The organism is Bacteroidales bacterium, from assembly GCA_014860575.1.
GTDB lineage: Bacteria > Bacteroidota > Bacteroidia > Bacteroidales > JAAYJT01 > JAAYJT01.
In genome coordinates this window covers 42949-60505 of record JACZJK010000052.1, presented here as the reverse complement: position 1 = coordinate 60505, position 17557 = coordinate 42949, and the positions used below count along the sequence as shown (strand labels likewise).

The window sequence follows — 17557 nt, the reverse complement described above, 5'->3', positions numbered from 1 at the left end:
CTCAAAAATGCGTTCGTAACAAAATGAATCAGCTTGTTTGAGGCATTTTGAATTAACAATTCTCTCAACAAACTTCGTATGTATTTGTTAATTAAGAAAAATCCAGGTTTATGTTTATGCTTCCGAGACCCTATTCTATGTTTTTATTTGCTTTGATTATTCTTTTCCCACTGCTCGCATCGTGTCAAGCCCGAAGTCATAAAAGTGATCCAAATAACCAAAAAACCATGTCCGATCCATTGAAATTAACAGAAAACGAATGGCGCGAGAAGCTTACGCCGCTGCAGTTTAATATATTACGCCAGAAAGGAACCGAAAGGCCATTCACAGGAGAATATGATAACCATTTTGAATCCGGAGTATATCATTGCGCGGGTTGCGAGGCAGCTTTGTTCCGTTCCGATACCAAGTTTGAATCAGGTTGTGGTTGGCCCAGCTTTTTTGAATCGGCAAGCAAAGGCAGCATTGAATATAAAAAGGATATGACGCATGGTATGATCCGCACCGAAGTGCTTTGCGCCAATTGTGGCGGCCATCTCGGGCATGTTTTTGACGATGGTCCGAAGCCAACCGGAAAGCGTTATTGCATTAATTCGGGTGCAATTACTTTCCAGCCTGATAAAGACTCAGATGATAATTCAACAGATCATCAATAGGTTGTTTCAGCACCTTGCCGAGTTGGATTTCATATTTTTTGCACAGCTCTTCAATCAGTGGAAGCAAATGCCATGCGAGTGATCCGGTGAGGTTCAGATTGTATTCTTTATAACCATCATAAATCATTACCATTTCTTTGAAAAAATCAACAAGATGCTCTTTGAGCAGGGCATTCATCCATGCATCAGCCATGTGCTTTGTTGCAAAAGGTGCAAATGAAGCCAGGTAACGGTTCGGAAAAGGCTTGCGGTATATTTTTTGAAGAACCACATCGGGTCGGATTGAGAATGCTTCCTGAAAATCTTTTAATAAAGATTCAGGCATATTGCCTGATAAAGCAGCCTTCAGAACTTTTTTGCCGAGCACAGCCCCGCTACCTTCATCACCAAGAACATAGCCCAGCGATAGCAACTGATCTGTGATTTTTTCACCATCGTAAACGCAACTGTTTGACCCTGTTCCCAGTATTGCAACAATTCCGAGCTTGTTCCCGCACAGCGCTTTTGCAGTTCCAAGGAGGTCTGATTCAACAATAATGTTAGCGTTCGAAAAGAAATCAGAAAGCGCATTTTCTATTTCCATGATCTTATCCGCGTGGCTGCAGCCCGACCCATAAAAATAGACCTCACTGACTTCAGCCTTGTTTAAAATAGGATGCAGTTCCTTTTCAAGAACTGAACTTATTTCGCTTCCTGTCAGAAAATATGGGTTCAAACCAATTGTTTGTAATTCCTGAACCCCATGTCTTTTGTCAAAAAGCCTCCAATCTGTTTTGGTTGATCCACTATCGGCAACTATCAGCATGATGCAATGAATTTATCGCGCAAGATACGGAATAAAAATCAACAGCCCGATGGCAGCAGCGCTAATGGCAACCACAAGCACAGCGGCGGCTGCAATATCCTTCACGATTCCAATATTTTTGTTATACGTAGCTGATACTTCATCGGCCAGTCTTTCAATAGCTGTGTTTATTACTTCAAAGCCAATGACGCCGCAAATGCAAACAATGAGGATACACCATTCCTCGGTTGTTACCCTGAAATAAAATCCAAGGATTATAACAACCAATGCAGCAAGCAGGTGAATACGGGCATTTACTTGGGTTTTGAAAACCAATAATAATCCGGAAAATGCCTGAGCGAAACTTTTCATGCGTGTTTGTATTAAAGGAGTCATTTTTCTTAATTTTGCGATAGTTATTCCAATGCGAAGATACAAATTGCGGAAGTAGCTCAGTTGGTAGTCCGCCGCGGCGGATTCCAGGCTGGGGGAATTAATAACAACATAACATTTGCGGAAGTAGCTCAGTTGGTAGAGCATCAGCTTCCCAAGCTGAGGGTCGCGGGTTCGAATCCCGTTTTCCGCTCCAACCATTTCAACATGCACACTCCACACTGAAATTAACATCAGCAGGTGGGGGCATGATTCTCATGCCTGGCAAATTGCTCTAACCTTGATTCCTTCTGAATGTATTTACCCATGCTATCTCATGTTACCTTTCATGCTAACATCCAATCATCAAGCCTGAGAATGGAAAAATAGCACTAAATTTGCACACTCAAAATATGCTCTACCATAAAACATACTTGAACGACAGCTCCAACGAGTGGGTGGTATTCATCCATGGTGCCGGAGGCAGCTCCGTGGTTTGGTATAAACAAATCCAGTCATACTTAAGGCATTTCAACCTCTTGCTCATTGATCTTCGCGGTCACGGGCGTTCTGTTCAGGGACCCGAAATGAATCGCAATGTTTACTCATTTGAATCCATCGCGCTTGATATTATTGAAGTATTGGATCACCTCAACATCAGGCAGGCACATTTTGTTGGTGTTTCCCTGGGCACGATTATCATTCATAAACTGGCTGATCTTCACAAAGAATATGTGAAATCAATGATCATGGTGGGCGCCATTACCCGTCTGAATTTTAAATCCCGCTTTTTTGTAGAACTGGGGCGCTTATTCCACAACATCATGCCCTTTATGTGGCTTTACAGATTTTTTGCTTTTATTATTATGCCGCACGATGAAGCCCAGGAATCAAGAAATATTTTTGTTAAAGAAGCTCAAAAACTTGCCCGTAAAGAATTTATCCGCTGGTTCAAACTAACCAGCCGCCTTACTTCAAAACTGAAGAAGATGGATGAGGACAACGTTGACATTCCCGTGCTGTATGTTATGGGTGAGCAAGACCATATGTTTCTGGAACCAATCAGAGAGCGGGTAAAAAAGTTTAAGAACCAGACACTTGAGGTGGTTGAAAAATGCGGACATGTAGTGAATATTGAAAAAGCAGCGATCTTCAATGATTTATCCATTGAGTTCATCCACCAAACTTCGGTTCAGGCAGTCACACCGGATGGACAGACTTTCTCAGTTAGTACCGAGGACTAAATCCGGGTTCGCGATCCCTTAACGCGGAAAAATTTCCATTCTTCCTACATTTGCGGTCGCAAAAGCAATAAATTGCATTTTTAATAAATCAGCTATGAATATTGATTTTTCGCTTACGATTGATCATGCAAGGGAACTGGATCGAAACAACACACTCTCCAGCTTCCGACAGAGATTTTATCTTCCTGAAGATAAAATTTACCTGGATGGGAATTCGCTTGGTTTGCTTTCCGTTGATGCAGAAAAATCTTTGCTAAGGGTTCTTGATGAGTGGAAAACCCTCGGTATTGATGGTTGGCTTCACGGAAAGAGACCCTGGTTCTGGTTCGCAGAAGAAATAGGAGCAATGGCTGCACAACTTGTTGGAGCCAGGTCTGATGAAGTTGTACTCACCGGAACGACAACTATCAATATTCACGCGTTGGTAAGCAGTTTTTATCAGCCACAAGGCAAAAGGGTCAAAATACTTGTCGATGAGTTAAATTTCCCATCTGATATTTACGCACTGCAAGGCCAGCTAAAGCTGAAAGGCGTTGATCCTGCAAAAAACCTGGTTCTTGTAAAAGCAAACAATCAGGGTTTGCTTGACGAAGATGACATCATTGAACAAATGAATGATGAAATTGCACTCGTTTTTTTACCCTCAGTACTTTATAGGAGCGGTCAACTCCTGGATATGAAAAAACTCACCAAAGCTGCCCATTCGCGCAGTATTACAATCGGATTTGATTGCAGCCACTCAGTAGGCGCTGTTCCCCACTTTTTTGATGATTGGGAGGTTGACTTCGCCATTTGGTGCAGTTACAAGTACCTCAATGGCGGTCCGGGCTGTGCTGCTTTTCTTTATGCGAACCAAAAGCATTTCGGCAAGGACCCTTTGATGGCAGGCTGGTTTGGATGCAATAAGGAAAAGCAATTCGACATGCTCAACACCTTTATACCTGCTGACAATGCCGGACGCTGGCAAATATCTTCGCCAGGTATCCTTGGCACTTCACCCATTGAAGGCGCGATGACGATCATGCTGGAAGCCGGCATCACGAACATTCGCCGCCAATCCTTAATGCTCACCGATTACCTAGTGGCATTGTTCAGGGAAAGAATAATGAAACATTTCGATGGTTTCAGGATCGCAACTCCATTGAAAGCAGAGCAAAGAGGAGGACATATTGCCATTGAACATATCGAAGCTTTAAGGATTTGCAAGGCGCTTAAAGACTGGGGCATCATTCCCGATTATAGACCACCCAACATCATCAGGTTGGCTCCTGTGGCGCTTTACAATACTTTTGAGGAAGTGTATACTGCAATTGAAATTTTTGCAGACATCATGCATACGAAGGCTTATGATAACTTTGCTTTAGGACGCAATGCTATCACCTAATGGTTGCTGGTTACAGGTTGCTGGTTCAAGGTTCAAAGTTCCGGGTTCCTTGTTTCCTGCTCTTTCTTTCTGGTTTCTTGCCTCTTGTATCTTGAGTCTTGTCTCTTGAGTCTTGTGTCTTAAGGCTTGGGGCTTGGGGCTTCAAAACTTCCTCACAAACAACTGCGCCGTTTCATGCTTGATAACAATAACGTTTTCGCCTTTCTCGATATAACCACTTTCGGCAGTTGCATCATAAATCTCACTATCAATTATAACTTTGCCTGACGGGCGCAGTACTGTGTGCGACAGCCCATTTCTTCCAACCATACTGCGATACTTCTTATCTGCAGAGGTGAAACCCTCGCTGGCATTCTGAACCGTGCTCAGCGCTAATTCGCCAAATGCCGTTGTGGTAAAGAGTTTCTGGCTCAGATAAAACGAGCTGACTAACGAAACAAATGAAGCAATTACAACAATAAAAAATGCCTGAACAATCTCATGAAAATACTGAGCACCGAAGTTGAAGCCCATATTATCAACCATAGCGAGGATCAAACCAGTCATCACCAGTATAACCCCGGCAATGCCTGTGACACCAAAACCTGGAATTGCAAATATTTCAACAGCTATTAGTATTATACCAATAACAAAAAGGAGGATTTCCCAATTGGCCGCTATCCCTTCGAGATAGAGTGGCGCGAAATAGAGCAAAGCAGCAACAATTGAAGCCGCAATCGGGAAACCGATACCCGGAGTCTGAAGCTCAAAATATAAGCCCCCGATTATTAGCATGACAAGTATGCCACTGACTATTGGATGTATCAGGAACCCAATGACTCTATCCATGGCGGTGAGCACTAATTCGGTAATCTCGTATTCTTCAATTCCTATGTTGGTAAGCAGATCATCAATGCTTTCGGCTTTGCCTTCGCAATAACCATTGAGCAATGCTTCCGAAGCAGTAAACGTCAGCACTTGTCCGGTATCTACGACATTTTCAATAACTATCCTGGGATCAACCATTGCCTGTGCAATATCTGGGTTGCGACCCTTGGCTTCGGCTGTAGAGCGCATCATCGAGCGCATGTATGACTGGTATTTATCCGGCAACGCTGCACCTGACTGATCCACAACGGTTGCTGCTCCAATGTTGGCGCCGGGTCGCATGTAAATACTGTCGCAGGCAATTGAAATAAGTGCACCTGCTGATGCAGCATTGTTATCAATGAACACAAAAACAGGGATACTGGATTGCAGCAAGCGTGTTCTGATGCTATCGGCAGCTTCCAGCGTTCCACCATAGGTATTCATATGAATTAGGATCAGATCCATTTGTTTTTCGTGGGCTTCATCCATCGCTTTCTGCGTAGCCCTCCAGACTGGAGGAGCTATCGGTTCCTTAATATCAAATTTATAGACTTTTATGAGTTTCCCGCTGTCAATTTTTGTCCTCAGATCCGACTCATCGGAAGCCAAACTCCCAAGTGCCGAAGCGATGAGTAAAAGCATTGTTAAAACACTACTTTTCATTTTTTTTGCAATTATTGTTAATTGTTAAAAATATTTTCCTGTCAATTCCATGAACTCGTTAAAGATAGCACTATTGGTGGCAATAATCTCCCTGCCCTGGATGTAATTATCCTGTCCTTTAAAATCGCATACTTTTCCGCCAGCCTGTTTTACAAGAAAGGCACCGGCTGCAACATCCCAGGGATGCAGTCCGTATTCATAAAAACCTTCAAAGCGGCCACAGGCTACAAATGCAAGGTCAACTGCCGCAGAACCCAGGCGCCGCACCCCGGATGTATTTTGAACCAGGTATGAAAATAAACCCATATATGGAGCTATGCGGCTGTAATCATAGTAAGGAAATCCTGTTGCAAACAACGCATGATCCATGTTTCCTGTTGTTGAAACCAAAATTTCCTTTCCATTTAAGAATGCTTTACTGCCATGCCATGCATAAAAGCACTCCTGCATGTTTATCTCATAAATTATCCCAAGAATAGTCTGGTTGTTATGGTTCAAGGCAACGCTGATGCAATATAAGGGAATGGAATGTATAAAGTTGGTTGTGCCATCGAGCGGATCAATAATCCACATAAATTCTTTTGGATCCGTGTTGGCAATATTTTCTTCAGCTAAAAAACCTGACCCAGGAAGTATCTCAGAAAGGCCATCAATGAGCATGCGTTCAGAATTCTTGTCTACATGGGTCACGAAATCGTGGATGCCTTTTTCAAAAAACTCAACCGAATTCTGGTCATCAAGTTGCTCTTTGATATAAGAACCTGTTTGTTTGATCAGGTTGCACGCACTGGCACAGATTGTTTCTAGTTGCTGGTAATCCATTTTATAAAAGACTTTTACGATTTATGCGTAATTTTCCTATTGCTTATAAACAAATAGATCATCCCTGCCACGCCTATCAGGATAAGTGTCGTAGAAATAATTTCTGCCTGTGTAATTTCTATTCCAAGGAAATGATAGGGTGGGTTTACACGAATTTTTTCTACCAGGAAACGGGCTGTACCATTCATGATCAGGTAAATGGAAAAGATCATTCCAGGGATTAAAATCTTTTTTCTGAGCAGCCAAAGGATGACAAAGAAAAACACCGATAATGTGCTTTCGTACAATGACGTGGGATACACCGGATTTTCGAGCACGCGGCAATATTGACCGCTGCAGTTATGAATAGGAACTCCTTCGCGGATTACGTTATTCGGAAAATCGTATGCCCAGGCCCAATCAGGCAGAAATGCCAGCCATTCGGGTTTAGGGTTCAAATTTTCGATACCCCAGCAACCATCCCCCGAAATCTGACAGCCCAGGCGACCAACCGCATAACCGAGCAATAATGCAGGTGCGGCGGAATCGGCCAATACTCTCCATGGAATTCCGTTATGGCGTGCATACCAGATAATTGTGATGGCGGCAACAATCAGTCCACCATAAAAAGTGAGTCCTTGAAAAGAAAATATTGTGCCAATCGGATCAGCAAAGAAAGAAGGAGGATTTTCCAGGATATCGAATAGCTTAGCTCCGGCAATACCAGCAGCGGCAGCAATGGTCATAAAAGTTGTAGTCAATTCATGAGGGCGCACCTCAATTTCCTCAGTTTTGGGTTTTGGCAGTTTCTCCTTTTCAGCGCCACGCCAGGTTGCAAAAACCGAAAGAGCAGCCAGGGCAATGCCTCCTAAAAAACTACCATCTCCCGAAAGTAAAAATCTTTGCGGATCATCCACAAAAGCGGAATAGTTCATAATCATGTCTACTCCTTTATAACCAAGTAAGAATCCCAAAATCCCGCTAAACGATAATTCCCTGATACTGGCAGGCTTGCCTTTGGTGATAGTCTTCTTCTGCGGCTTTAAAAGCCCGTTTTTTTCCTTTCGTCTTAACTCAAGACTTAAGATCAAACCACCTACTACAAAAGCCATTGCTACGAAAAAGCCATAAGTTTGAATCGGTAATTTAATAGAGGTGCCGAGAAGATCGTTGATCATATCACTGATTCGGGGGTACATCGTGGGGTAGTAGTTAGTTAATAATAGAAATCGCAGGTTTTAGGCTGGCAAAGATAGTTATAGATTTGTGCTAGTTTTTCACTCATTTGATCGGTCATATCGGTTCGAACGCAAATATTCCATCTTTATCAAAGGAAGTAAGCCGGGTTTTTTTCACACTATTAATAAATTCATGCTGAAATGGAGCGCTCACCCTGATGTAATTATTTGTAAAACCGCCAATATTGCCACTTGAATTTTCCGCTTCAAAAAGTACTTCTTCGACCCTGCCAATATTGGAATTCAAAAAATCAAGCTTTTTGGTTTCAGAAAGTCGGATCAGACTGCCCACACGCTCGTGAATTATTTCTGGCCTGACTTTGTCATCCATCATCTTTGCCTTGGTTCCGGGTCGCTCCGAATATGGAAAAACATGCAAGTAGGAGAGGGGCAAGCCTTCAATAAGTGAAAAGGTTTCATGGAATTCTTCTTCCGTTTCGCCAGGGAAACCTACAATTACATCAGCAGCAATGCAGGCAAACGGAAGCTTTGCCTTGATCAGGTTTAGCTTGCTGACAAAAATATCAGAAAGATACCGCCTGTTCATTCTTTTAAGCACCGTGTCTGAACCTGATTGAAGCGGAATATGAAAATGTGGCAAAAGCCATTTAGAGTCTGCGACAAATTCGATCAACTGTTTGGTGAGCAGATCTGGTTCAATGGAAGAAAGCCTGAAACGTACTTCTGGTTTAAGGTTCTCAATTTCTTTTAGAAGCCCAAACAATGATTCATCGTTCAATTTACCGAAGTCTCCGATGTTCACACCTGTAAGTACAATTTCCCGTGCTTGTTCACGCAAGGCTGTTTTAATAAAGTTGATTGTCTCTGCAATACTGTTACTCCGGCTCCTGCCACGGGCAAACGGGATTGTACAAAAAGAACAAAAATAATCACAGCCATCCTGTATCTTCACAAAAGTTCTTGTCCGGTCAGAACCTGAATAAGACGGATGAAATGTTTTGTCTTTAAGGATGTTGGATGTTCTTATCTTGTCCGATGGTTCAACTGATTGTTCCTGAATAATTTCTTTCAACTGAAACTTTTCAGCATTTCCTAAAACCAGACTTACACCCTCCATTCCGGCCAATTGTTCGGCCCGCAATTGCGACATGCAACCTGTAACAATAATTGAAGCTCCCGGGTTCCTTTTATGTGCCTGACGGATTGCTGACCGGCATTTTTTCTCGGCAGTTGCAGTTACTGCACAGCTCTGTACCACGTAATAGTCTGCAGGCTCAGAAAAATCTACTACATCGCATTCGTCCTGAAGTTCACGCGATAAACCGGATGTTTCAGCGAAGTTAAGCTTACATCCCAGTGTATGAAATGCGACACGTTTCTTGTTCATGGGGTGCAAAGTTAATGGTTTTGTTTCGCTAAGGGCCGATGAAACTATAATAGGAATTGCTTAGCTTTTTTGCACGGCCACTTTCTCTGAAAAGTAATGCTGCATCAGCACCCCGGTGATAATGAGGACCAGACCAATAACAGTTGAAAGCATAATCGTTTCTTTCACAATAATCCGTATAAAAATGAGCGACAAAAAGGGTGACAGGAATATAAGATTTGAGATTCGGGCAGTGGTATCAGAATATTTTAAAGCCAATAACCAGAAGAAAAAAGTAAAACCCATTTCAAAAAGCCCAATATAGCCGGCTCCGGCAAAACCTTGCCATTCAAACGATAGGGTAGGGGAGGTAAATACAATCAGGATCGTAATATAAAGCGTACCAAAGGTAAAGTTCAACACCAGTTTGCCTAGTGCTTCACGCGTATCCTTCATGTTAAAAATCCAGTATAAAGCCCACACCAGAGAACTTCCAACAGCGAGAGAAACGCCTAACGGGTCAGATAAAACAAAGCTTGAAAAATCACCACGCATTGCAATCACAATAGTTCCGGAAAAACTAATCAGGATCGCAAGAAGTGATATCCAGCTAAGTTTTTGTTTTAGCAACGGAATGGACAGCAAAACAAGTGCTACCGGCCACAAATAATTCAGTGCAACGGCTTCCTGCGCAGGAAGTAAGGAATACGCACGAAACAGGACAACATAATATAAAAATGGATTTAAGAAACCCAGAAAAGCAGACCTGGCCAGGTGGATGGGTTGTGCCAACTCATTAATCTTAAACTTATTAGTGAAAGCGTAAAGTATAAACAGTGCAAGGAATGAGAAGAAACTTGCCAGAAATAAAAGTTGATGTGGATGAAGGTAAAAAAGGGTGAGCTTAAATGCGGATCCTGCCGTAGACCAAAAAAGCACGGATACCAACGCGAAAAAATAAGCCTTTTTGTTGGAGGCCAGCCTATTACCGCCACTCATGTGTGCTACTCCGCTTTGCCGGATTCATCAACATCATTCTGAGTATCGGTATCATTATCGGTATCCGCGTCATCAGACACCTTATCCAGTTCATTGTTGAACAGATCTTCTTCAAGCTTGTCTGCTTTATCAAGCTTTACCTTTACTTTTACAAGGTAGCTGGCATCGTCGGTATCAACAGTGATTGCGTGAAAAAAGTTATTATTGGGCAAGGTAACTTTGAAAACGTGGTTCGTATATCCATTAGGATACTTCTTTAAAATAGCCATTTTAACCTCAGAATCGAGGTTTTCATAACTTACAACGATTTTTTTCTTTGTATTCATGGTACGGCATGAAAAATTTTCGCGCAATTATACGCAAGTTATTGAACATTGGCAGCGCCAGATATTAATTTTTTATAAAAAATCTGATGCATGGCTTCGTTATTTTAGAAAACGCTCTAACAACGGAGAGATTGGTAGAATGTTGTGAGGAAATAATGTTTTGTATATTTTTATGCCCGAATTATAATCTATGAATTATCAGCCGTTACGACCCAATATTAATGAGTAAGCAACAGAGTCAAGCTATCGGATGGCGGTGTCAGTCTGCACTCACAACACTTGTGACAGTGCTTTTTGCAATTCTACCCGCAGGATTTGCACAAGAAGCTGGCGATGGAGTATTTTATTTCGAAAACCGGGTTGACTTGATGATTTCATCTTTTAATAGTATTACCCCGAAATCTCACTTCCTTGGTGAAGAACTCGGTAAAAAAGATGCTGTATTTCACGACCTCTATAGCTATATGGTTTCAGGTCATGTAACCACCACTGGTCAGCAGGTGGTTGTAGGCAAGCCTGTTATTTTCAATTCAGTAAAAAAAACCAGCAGGTATTACAGGAAATTGCTCAAGCAGAAGCAGATCACTGAAGTTGAAGCAAAAGAAAAAGTGAATCACTTACTTGATGTGGCTATCTCAGTTTTTACACAATCAACAACTGCTTTCGAAGACGAATTGAAGCGGATCAAAGAGCCTGTTGAAATTGCAAGGCTATATGAAAGGGTAGTTTTACGCTAACATCTCAACATAACTTATAAAACCATCACTAACATGACTCAGACCACTATTGTGCGATCCATTATTTTTAGTTTCCTGTTCTTAATAAACCTGACGGGCTTTTCACAAAGAAACCCTGCTCAATACCCACCTTTTCTGGCTGATTCATATTTCAGCATTAATATCGGTCGTATCAACTATCCTTTTTCGAACCAGCATTTGGAGCCTGGCTTCCAGGCTGAGTCAGTATCTGTGCCGCATACAGGGGTGAGGCTAATGCTGTATGGAAGGCATTTCAACGACTATCTGGCAATGCAGATCAGTTATATGCGGCCTGTACTCTGGGTAGTGTACCGCAATGTAAATGGTGCACAAACAAGACATTCGGTATGGATGAACGTTGCCGGACTAACGCTTAAGCCACAACTTCCTATTAATAAAAGCCTAATAATGTCCGGAGAATTTGGCCTCTCAATCATTACACGGCATGGCTTCCGGATAAACCAGGAAACTATTGTGAAAGATGCAAATTATGCCTCTTTATTGATAGGGACAGGTATGAAATATCATCTTAACAGAAGCTGGGATTTAACGCTTCATGGAGTTTACTCGCCGCCCAACCGAAAAGTGAAGCAACCTCATACTGTTTTTATTTCGCCGGGTTTCCAATATAATATGCGACCACTAACCGCCGATAAGGTACTGGCGAACTCAAATACCGGATATATTTGGCCAATAAATCAGGTAACACTCGGTTTTACTACTAATGCTGCGGGTTATGGTGTCAATGCTTTTTTTGCCGAAGGAGCCATTCCTGTTTTTTGGGGTGGCGACCTTCATGTGGAGAGGGGCATTTCAGCCAGCTACCAGCGAAATGTTTTTCATGGCCGCAAAATATTCTCACTCGACTTTGGAGCAAGTCTTTCATATTGGGAAACCGAAAGTGCTCATACCAGTTTCTTCACACTGGCAGTTTATCCTGTTCTAAGATTCACCTTATTGCGAACCAAGCCAGCCGATCTCTTTTTCTTTTACTCGGTTGCTGGACCAACATATATATCTAAGTCACTGGTTGATGGGATTGACACCGGCACACGATTTACATTTCATGACTATTTAGGAATAGGAAGCTTTGCCGGCCCTTCACGTAAATTGAGCGCGGAATTTAAAATCGGCCATTATTCAAATGGCAATTTATTCCCGCAAAATGCCGGGGTAAAGGTTCCTCTGACGTTTGCAGTTGGTTATAATTTCTAAGAAATCGTAAAGAGGACTATTCACTTCTTTATTAAGGTGCTGAGGCAGTAAGTGTCTAGAGTTTCGCCATTCCTTTTTCAAAATCATTGCCCAACCATTTGTCCATAAACAATCCCATATAGCGGCCAATAGGATTATTTCCCATATCGCTTTTCATTGACCAGGTCATCATAGTTCCGCCTTCTTCAGCATGAAACCTGTATTCTGCATTGGCAGTGCCACGTTCCATGAAATCAATTTCGGTCTTTATCAGGCTGTAAGGAATACTTTCAATAATAGTAAGTTTCCCATTTCCTGCAGCAGGATCATCACTGGTCCAGGAATATGATGCACCTGTACCCAATTCCGGGCCTGCATAAGTAATAATCATATCAGGATCAATTTCGTGTCATGGCGACCATTTTTCCCAATTTTTCAAGACATTGACTTGTTCAAATACCACTTCCTGCGACGCAGGAATTAAAGCAGACCGTTCAACCGTTATTTCCCGCGGTAACAGGAATGCTACGGCAACTGCGGTGATAGCAACCGCAAGGAAAATTATTAAAACTACCTTAAATGTTTTCATAATTACTTTGTTTTGTTGGTTTAGACGGTAAAGTAATAAAACCTATGAATTACTGAATCTCATTATTTTCATTAATATTTAGTTTTTCACATCAAAAGTGGTTTTTACAAGTGTTCTGAAACCTGCCTTTCCTTTACTTGTTTTTGAAATACTTACGAAGCAATTTAATTAATCATCAAAGTATTGAAAGTATTCCTATAATTAATATTATGTTAAATAACAAATTTTATACACAAATAGAGAATCTTGTTGGATTCTCTATTTGAATATAAAATCTTATGAGGTGAAACTATTGTTCCTCCCCCTGATGTTCTTTTATTTTTTGATTGATTTCCTGTAATTTATCCATTTTGTTAAGCCTGGTATAGATTTCCTTTAGCGAAACCATTGTATTGAAATCATTTGGCTGGAGTTCTAATGCTTTTTCAAGATGAGGCAATGATGCAGACAAATTCAAATTTGCCTTTTCTATGAGCATATTATACTCTTTATCTTCTGATAATGGTAATTTGTTGGCTTCTTCAATAAGAACTGCAGCAGCATTAACATAAAGTGCGCCCAGGTTATAGATGGGATCAAAATACGAGGAATCGAGTTCAATAGCCCTTAAATAGGCATTTTCAGACTTTGAGAAATACTCATCAGGGGCTTCCGGGTGCTTACTTTTAAGTTGGTCATATGCAACACCAACAGCAAAGAATATGGTCGGATTTGTACTATCCTTTTGAACGGCTAGTTCGAGGTTTTCAACAGCTCTTTCAACATCTCCTGTAAGCAGGTAAATATTTATCTCGCTGATTAACAGGTTAAAATCGTCAGGATATATTTCCCTTCCTTGCTTAATATAAGTAAGTGCAGTTGCTGTATCGCCTTCTGCCATGTATAGTCTTCCCATTGAGCCAAAAATTTCCGCATTTTCAAATTCCATTTCAAGCAAATCAGAGTAATACTTCTTAGCTTCAGCAGTTTCGCCGGCAATTTCTGCGGTAAGCCCAACATTGTACATTGCCATAGTATCGAGGCTGCCCATTGCGATTGTAACATCCAGCGATTGCTTAAATGCATTCATCGCTGCTTTATAGTCGTTGGTATTGTAGCTGGAGACACCCAAATTATAATATTGCTCACTAATAACGAACAAATTTGTTAAAATATCGGTGTAGTATTCCTTTTTCTCATCATATTCCTGTGCTTTAATGTAAGAAGCAAGTGCTTCATCCAAAGCCTTGTCATCTAGTGCTTTATATTCAGGATTCTCACTCATGTGTATGGAAAGGTAAATATTACCGCGGTAGAACCATGACCTGGCATCTTTAATCGTTTGCTCATGTTGAACTGTTTTGTCAATGTATTCTTTAGCGCGGTCGAGCCTGCCATTGCGTAATTCGTTGAAAGCAGAAGTTCGGTTGTTTCGTTGGCCAAAGACCACAGTGCATGTAATGGCCAGAATCATCAATAATGCGAATCTTTTCATTGTTTTTGAGTTTTTAGGTTGACGATGTTGGTTGCAAATCTACATCGTTTGGTTATTAATTACAAGCTTACTCGTTTTGGATATTAATATCAGTTTGCAAGTCATCAGCTATATTTTCAGTTTCATTCAGATTCTCAATGATTTCATCATCTACTTTTTCATCCTCTTCTTTATCTACTTTAGTAACTGCAGCGATGCTGTCCACTCCCTTCAGATTGATAAGCCTTACTCCTTGTGTTGCCCTTCCGATTACCGGCAGTGATGCTACCGGTAGCCTTATGAGTAATCCTGAGCGGCTTATGATCATCAGGTCGTTGTCATCAAAAACATCCTTAATAGCAATAAGCTTGCCAGTTTTATCTGTGATGTTTATAGTCTTCACTCCTTTTCCTCCACGGCCGGTTATCCGGTAGTCATCTATCTTGGATCGCTTACCATAACCATTGGCTGAAACTACCAGGATATCATACCTGCCGTTTTCGATACAAATCATGCCAATCACTTCATCATCTGCAGACAAAAGGGTAATTCCTTTCACTCCACTGGCATTACGACCCATAGGCCGAACGGTTTGCTCATTGAAGCGAATTGCCCGACCCGCTTTAGAAGCCAAAAGTATCTCATTTTGCCCATTGGTAAGTCGTGCTTCTATCAACTCGTCGTTTTCCCTGATTGTAATGGCATTAATACCATTCACCCTTGGGCGCGAGTAAGCTTCTAATGAGGTTTTCTTAATAATGCCCCTCTTGGTGCAGAGGATTATAAAATTATTATTAATGTAATCTTCATCTTTCAGATTCTTTACATTAATGAAAGCCTTCACTTTGTCACCCGGCTCAATATTGATCAGATTTTGCAGCGCCCTGCCTTTTGAATTTTTTGTTCCTTCCGGAATTTCAAAAACCCTAAGCCAGTAGCATTTACCCTTTTCAGTAAAAAATAAAATGTAATTATGGGCAGTTGCAACAAATAAATGTTCTACAAAATCCTCGTTTCTCATTTCACTGCCTTTGGCTCCACGTCCTCCCCTATTTTGTACCCGGTACTCCATCAGCGAAGTCCTCTTAATATAGCCAAGATGCGAAATGTTAACAACCATGCTTTCATCGGCAATGGTATCTTCTATTCTAAAATCTTTAGCAGTGTAAACAATATCAGTTTTTGGTTCATCACCATATTTGTCACGAATCTCAATTAATTCGTTTTTAATGATTTCCATTCGAAGCCCCTCATCAGCAAGTATGCTTTTCAGGTACTCGATCTGTTTCATTATCTCCTCAAATTCTTCTTTTATTTTATCCCTTTCAAGCCCGGTAAGCCTTTGCAACCTCATGTCAAGTATTGCTTTCGCCTGAATTTCCGAAAGCCCGAACTGCCCCATCAAGCCATTTTTAGCTTCATCAGGAGTCCTTGAGCCACGAATTAAAGCGATAACTTCATCAAGATGGTCAAGCGCTATTAACAAACCTTCCAGCACATGAGCGCGTTTCTCTGCTTCCTGTAACTCAAAACGTGTTCGCCTAACAACAACTTCGTGGCGATGCTCAACAAAATAGACAATTATTTGCTTGAGATTGAGAGTCATTGGCCTTCCTTTGACCAATGCAACATTGTTCACGCTAAATGACGATTGCAGCGCAGTATATTGGTAAAGCTTGTTTAAAACCACGTTAGAAACGGCATCCCGTTTGAGTTCATAAACTATGCGCATTCCCTGTCGGTCCGATTCATCACGAATATCAGAAATTCCTTCAATTCTTCTTTCTTCGACAAGATCTGCGGTTTTGCGGATCATCTCAGCCTTGTTAACCTGGTATGGGATCGAGGTAACAATAATTGTTTCACGCCCGTTCTTGTCCTCTTCAATCTTCGCTTCACCACGAACCACTACCCTACCCCTGCCTGTTTCATAAGCCTCTCTCACGCCATCGTAGCCATAAATAACACCACCGGTCGGGAAATCAGGACCTTTGATAATTTTCATGAGTTCTGCGATGGTGATTTCCGGATTTTCAATCAATGCGATTGTTCCATTTACAACTTCCGTTAGGTTATGTGGTGGCATATTGGTTGCCATACCGACAGCAATACCGGAGGCTCCATTTATTAGCAGGTTCGGGATACGGGTTGGCAAAACAACCGGTTCGTAAAGCGTATCATCAAAATTGAGCTTAAAATCAACAGTTTCTTTGTTGATATCAGATAAAAGCTCTTCAGCTATCTTTTTGAGCTTGGCCTCGGTATACCGCATTGCTGCAGGGCTATCGCCATCAATCGAACCAAAATTACCCTGCCCGTCAACCAGTGGATAGCGCAGTGACCAATCCTGGGCCATACGCACCATCGCATCATAAACAGAGGTATCACCGTGTGGATGATACTTTCCGAGCACCTCCCCTACTATTCTTGCGGATTTTTTATAAGGCCGGTTTGCGAGCAATCCCAAATCCAGCATTCCATATAATACCCTTCTGTGAACGGGTTTTAAGCCATCCCGTACATCGGGAAGGGCACGTGACACAATCACCGACATTGAATAATCAATGTAGGCTGATTTCATCTGGTTCTCAATATTGACCTTTACAATTTTTTCACCTGTTCGGTTGAATTCTTCACTCATATTGCCTGTTCGTTCGCTGATACTGTTATTAAAAAATATACTCCTGGTATAATCGTTTCAGTTGCGCATTAAAATCCAATTAAATTGCTTATAATTAGCAACTTACAAAGTTCGCTAAGAGTTTACGAAGATACGATTTATTTCTTTGCCCCAAGCAACAAAATAGGGCATCTTATTAACAGGAAATTGTTGATAATACTGTAATTTGACATAAAATGAGTGTCTGAAAACCATGACAAAAATGAATCTCTCCGAAATTGTGGATAACTGACTAATCTT

At 41.4% G+C, this 17557-nt stretch carries 17 protein-coding genes and 1 tRNA gene; 6 read left to right on the top strand and 12 right to left on the bottom strand.

The annotated features are described in order from the left end of the window. Positions 1 to 227: 227 nt before the first annotated feature. Positions 228 to 656, top strand: coding sequence for a peptide-methionine (R)-S-oxide reductase MsrB (gene msrB / locus IH597_13940; GenBank protein ID MBE0663554.1), 429 nt, complete (start codon positions 228 to 230; stop codon positions 654 to 656). Here the strand turns inward: msrB and IH597_13935 are convergent. Beyond that, positions 604 to 1461: an ATPase gene (locus IH597_13935; GenBank protein MBE0663553.1), complete on the bottom strand. Its 858-nt coding sequence runs from the start codon at positions 1459 to 1461 to the stop codon at positions 604 to 606. The two genes, msrB and IH597_13935, sit on opposite strands and share 53 nt — an antisense overlap. Positions 1462 to 1473: 12 nt before the next feature. After that, positions 1474 to 1812 carry a diacylglycerol kinase family protein gene (locus tag IH597_13930; GenBank protein ID MBE0663552.1) on the bottom strand — a complete coding sequence of 113 codons (339 nt, stop codon included), beginning with the start codon at positions 1810 to 1812 and terminating at the stop codon, positions 1474 to 1476. Positions 1813 to 1953: 141 nt separating this feature from the next. On the opposite strand from IH597_13930, the gene IH597_13925 reads away from it, so the two are divergent. From IH597_13925 to kynU, 3 genes are all read left to right on the top strand, one after another. Then, a tRNA-Gly gene (locus IH597_13925) sits at positions 1954 to 2029 on the top strand. A 196-nt stretch (positions 2030 to 2225) separates the two neighbouring features. Then, on the top strand, positions 2226 to 3056 hold the full coding sequence (locus tag IH597_13920; GenBank protein ID MBE0663551.1) for an alpha/beta hydrolase: 831 nt from the start codon (positions 2226 to 2228) through the stop codon (positions 3054 to 3056). A 94-nt stretch (positions 3057 to 3150) separates the two neighbouring features. After that, entirely contained in the window at positions 3151 to 4440 is a 1290-nt protein-coding gene (gene kynU, locus IH597_13915) for a kynureninase (GenBank protein MBE0663550.1), read from the top strand. Between the two features lie 141 nt (positions 4441 to 4581). On the opposite strand, the gene IH597_13910 is transcribed toward kynU, so the two are convergent. The 6 genes from IH597_13910 to IH597_13885 form a co-directional block, all read right to left on the bottom strand. Next, positions 4582 to 5952: a nodulation protein NfeD gene (locus IH597_13910; protein MBE0663549.1), complete on the bottom strand. Its 1371-nt coding sequence runs from the start codon at positions 5950 to 5952 to the stop codon at positions 4582 to 4584. Positions 5953 to 5976: 24 nt separating this feature from the next. Beyond that, complete coding sequence (locus tag IH597_13905) at positions 5977 to 6774, bottom strand: inositol monophosphatase (GenBank protein ID MBE0663548.1); 798 nt, start codon at positions 6772 to 6774, stop codon at positions 5977 to 5979. A gap of 14 nt (positions 6775 to 6788) precedes the next feature. After that, the gene (locus IH597_13900) at positions 6789 to 7952 is read right to left on the bottom strand and encodes a prolipoprotein diacylglyceryl transferase (GenBank protein MBE0663547.1); all 1164 of its coding nucleotides are present in this window, start codon (positions 7950 to 7952) and stop codon (positions 6789 to 6791) included. 94 nt (positions 7953 to 8046) lie between these two features. After that, positions 8047 to 9339, bottom strand: coding sequence for a tRNA (N(6)-L-threonylcarbamoyladenosine(37)-C(2))-methylthiotransferase MtaB (gene mtaB / locus IH597_13895; GenBank protein MBE0663546.1), 1293 nt, complete (start codon positions 9337 to 9339; stop codon positions 8047 to 8049). A 60-nt stretch (positions 9340 to 9399) separates the two neighbouring features. Beyond that, positions 9400 to 10317, bottom strand: a complete 918-nt coding sequence (locus IH597_13890; GenBank protein ID MBE0663545.1) for a DMT family transporter — start codon at positions 10315 to 10317, stop codon at positions 9400 to 9402. Between the two features lie 5 nt (positions 10318 to 10322). Then, positions 10323 to 10643 carry a hypothetical protein gene (locus IH597_13885; GenBank protein ID MBE0663544.1) on the bottom strand — a complete coding sequence of 107 codons (321 nt, stop codon included), beginning with the start codon at positions 10641 to 10643 and terminating at the stop codon, positions 10323 to 10325. A gap of 221 nt (positions 10644 to 10864) precedes the next feature. Between IH597_13885 and IH597_13880 the strand changes: the two genes are divergently transcribed. Then, positions 10865 to 11380 (top strand): hypothetical protein, encoded by a 516-nt coding sequence (locus tag IH597_13880; GenBank protein ID MBE0663543.1) that lies wholly within the window; start codon positions 10865 to 10867, stop codon positions 11378 to 11380. A gap of 33 nt (positions 11381 to 11413) precedes the next feature. Further along, the gene (locus tag IH597_13875) at positions 11414 to 12616 is read left to right on the top strand and encodes an acyloxyacyl hydrolase (protein MBE0663542.1); all 1203 of its coding nucleotides are present in this window, start codon (positions 11414 to 11416) and stop codon (positions 12614 to 12616) included. A gap of 55 nt (positions 12617 to 12671) precedes the next feature. Here IH597_13875 and IH597_13870 read toward each other — a convergent pair whose 3' ends face one another. The 4 genes from IH597_13870 to gyrA all read right to left on the bottom strand — a co-directional run bounded on the left by IH597_13870 (position 12672) and on the right by gyrA (position 17278). After that, positions 12672 to 12986, bottom strand: coding sequence for an SRPBCC family protein (locus IH597_13870; protein ID MBE0663541.1), 315 nt, complete (start codon positions 12984 to 12986; stop codon positions 12672 to 12674). Between the two features lie 18 nt (positions 12987 to 13004). Further along, positions 13005 to 13184: a hypothetical protein gene (locus tag IH597_13865; protein MBE0663540.1), complete on the bottom strand. Its 180-nt coding sequence runs from the start codon at positions 13182 to 13184 to the stop codon at positions 13005 to 13007. Positions 13185 to 13473: 289 nt separating this feature from the next. Continuing rightward, positions 13474 to 14658: a hypothetical protein gene (locus tag IH597_13860; GenBank protein MBE0663539.1), complete on the bottom strand. Its 1185-nt coding sequence runs from the start codon at positions 14656 to 14658 to the stop codon at positions 13474 to 13476. Positions 14659 to 14725: 67 nt separating this feature from the next. Further along, on the bottom strand, positions 14726 to 17278 hold the full coding sequence (gene gyrA, locus IH597_13855; GenBank protein MBE0663538.1) for a DNA gyrase subunit A: 2553 nt from the start codon (positions 17276 to 17278) through the stop codon (positions 14726 to 14728). Positions 17279 to 17557: the final 279 nt, after the last annotated feature.

Bases quoted from the DNA above. Each gene is read 5' to 3' on its own strand.
- msrB (MBE0663554.1), top strand. From the start codon at position 228: ATGTCCGATCCATTGAAATTAACAGAAAACGAATGGCGCGAGAAGCTT.
- IH597_13935 (MBE0663553.1), bottom strand. From the start codon at position 1,461: ATGCTGATAGTTGCCGATAGTGGATCAACCAAAACAGATTGGAGGCTT.
- IH597_13930 (MBE0663552.1), bottom strand. From the start codon at position 1,812: ATGAAAAGTTTCGCTCAGGCATTTTCCGGATTATTATTGGTTTTCAAA.
- IH597_13920 (MBE0663551.1), top strand. From the start codon at position 2,226: ATGCTCTACCATAAAACATACTTGAACGACAGCTCCAACGAGTGGGTG.
- kynU (MBE0663550.1), top strand. From the start codon at position 3,151: ATGAATATTGATTTTTCGCTTACGATTGATCATGCAAGGGAACTGGAT.
- IH597_13910 (MBE0663549.1), bottom strand. From the start codon at position 5,952: ATGAAAAGTAGTGTTTTAACAATGCTTTTACTCATCGCTTCGGCACTT.
- IH597_13905 (MBE0663548.1), bottom strand. From the start codon at position 6,774: ATGGATTACCAGCAACTAGAAACAATCTGTGCCAGTGCGTGCAACCTG.
- IH597_13900 (MBE0663547.1), bottom strand. From the start codon at position 7,952: ATGTACCCCCGAATCAGTGATATGATCAACGATCTTCTCGGCACCTCT.
- mtaB (MBE0663546.1), bottom strand. From the start codon at position 9,339: ATGAACAAGAAACGTGTCGCATTTCATACACTGGGATGTAAGCTTAAC.
- IH597_13890 (MBE0663545.1), bottom strand. From the start codon at position 10,317: ATGAGTGGCGGTAATAGGCTGGCCTCCAACAAAAAGGCTTATTTTTTC.
- IH597_13885 (MBE0663544.1), bottom strand. From the start codon at position 10,643: ATGAATACAAAGAAAAAAATCGTTGTAAGTTATGAAAACCTCGATTCT.
- IH597_13880 (MBE0663543.1), top strand. From the start codon at position 10,865: ATGAGTAAGCAACAGAGTCAAGCTATCGGATGGCGGTGTCAGTCTGCA.
- IH597_13875 (MBE0663542.1), top strand. From the start codon at position 11,414: ATGACTCAGACCACTATTGTGCGATCCATTATTTTTAGTTTCCTGTTC.
- IH597_13870 (MBE0663541.1), bottom strand. From the start codon at position 12,986: ATGATTATTACTTATGCAGGCCCGGAATTGGGTACAGGTGCATCATAT.
- IH597_13865 (MBE0663540.1), bottom strand. From the start codon at position 13,184: ATGAAAACATTTAAGGTAGTTTTAATAATTTTCCTTGCGGTTGCTATC.
- IH597_13860 (MBE0663539.1), bottom strand. From the start codon at position 14,658: ATGAAAAGATTCGCATTATTGATGATTCTGGCCATTACATGCACTGTG.
- gyrA (MBE0663538.1), bottom strand. From the start codon at position 17,278: ATGAGTGAAGAATTCAACCGAACAGGTGAAAAAATTGTAAAGGTCAAT.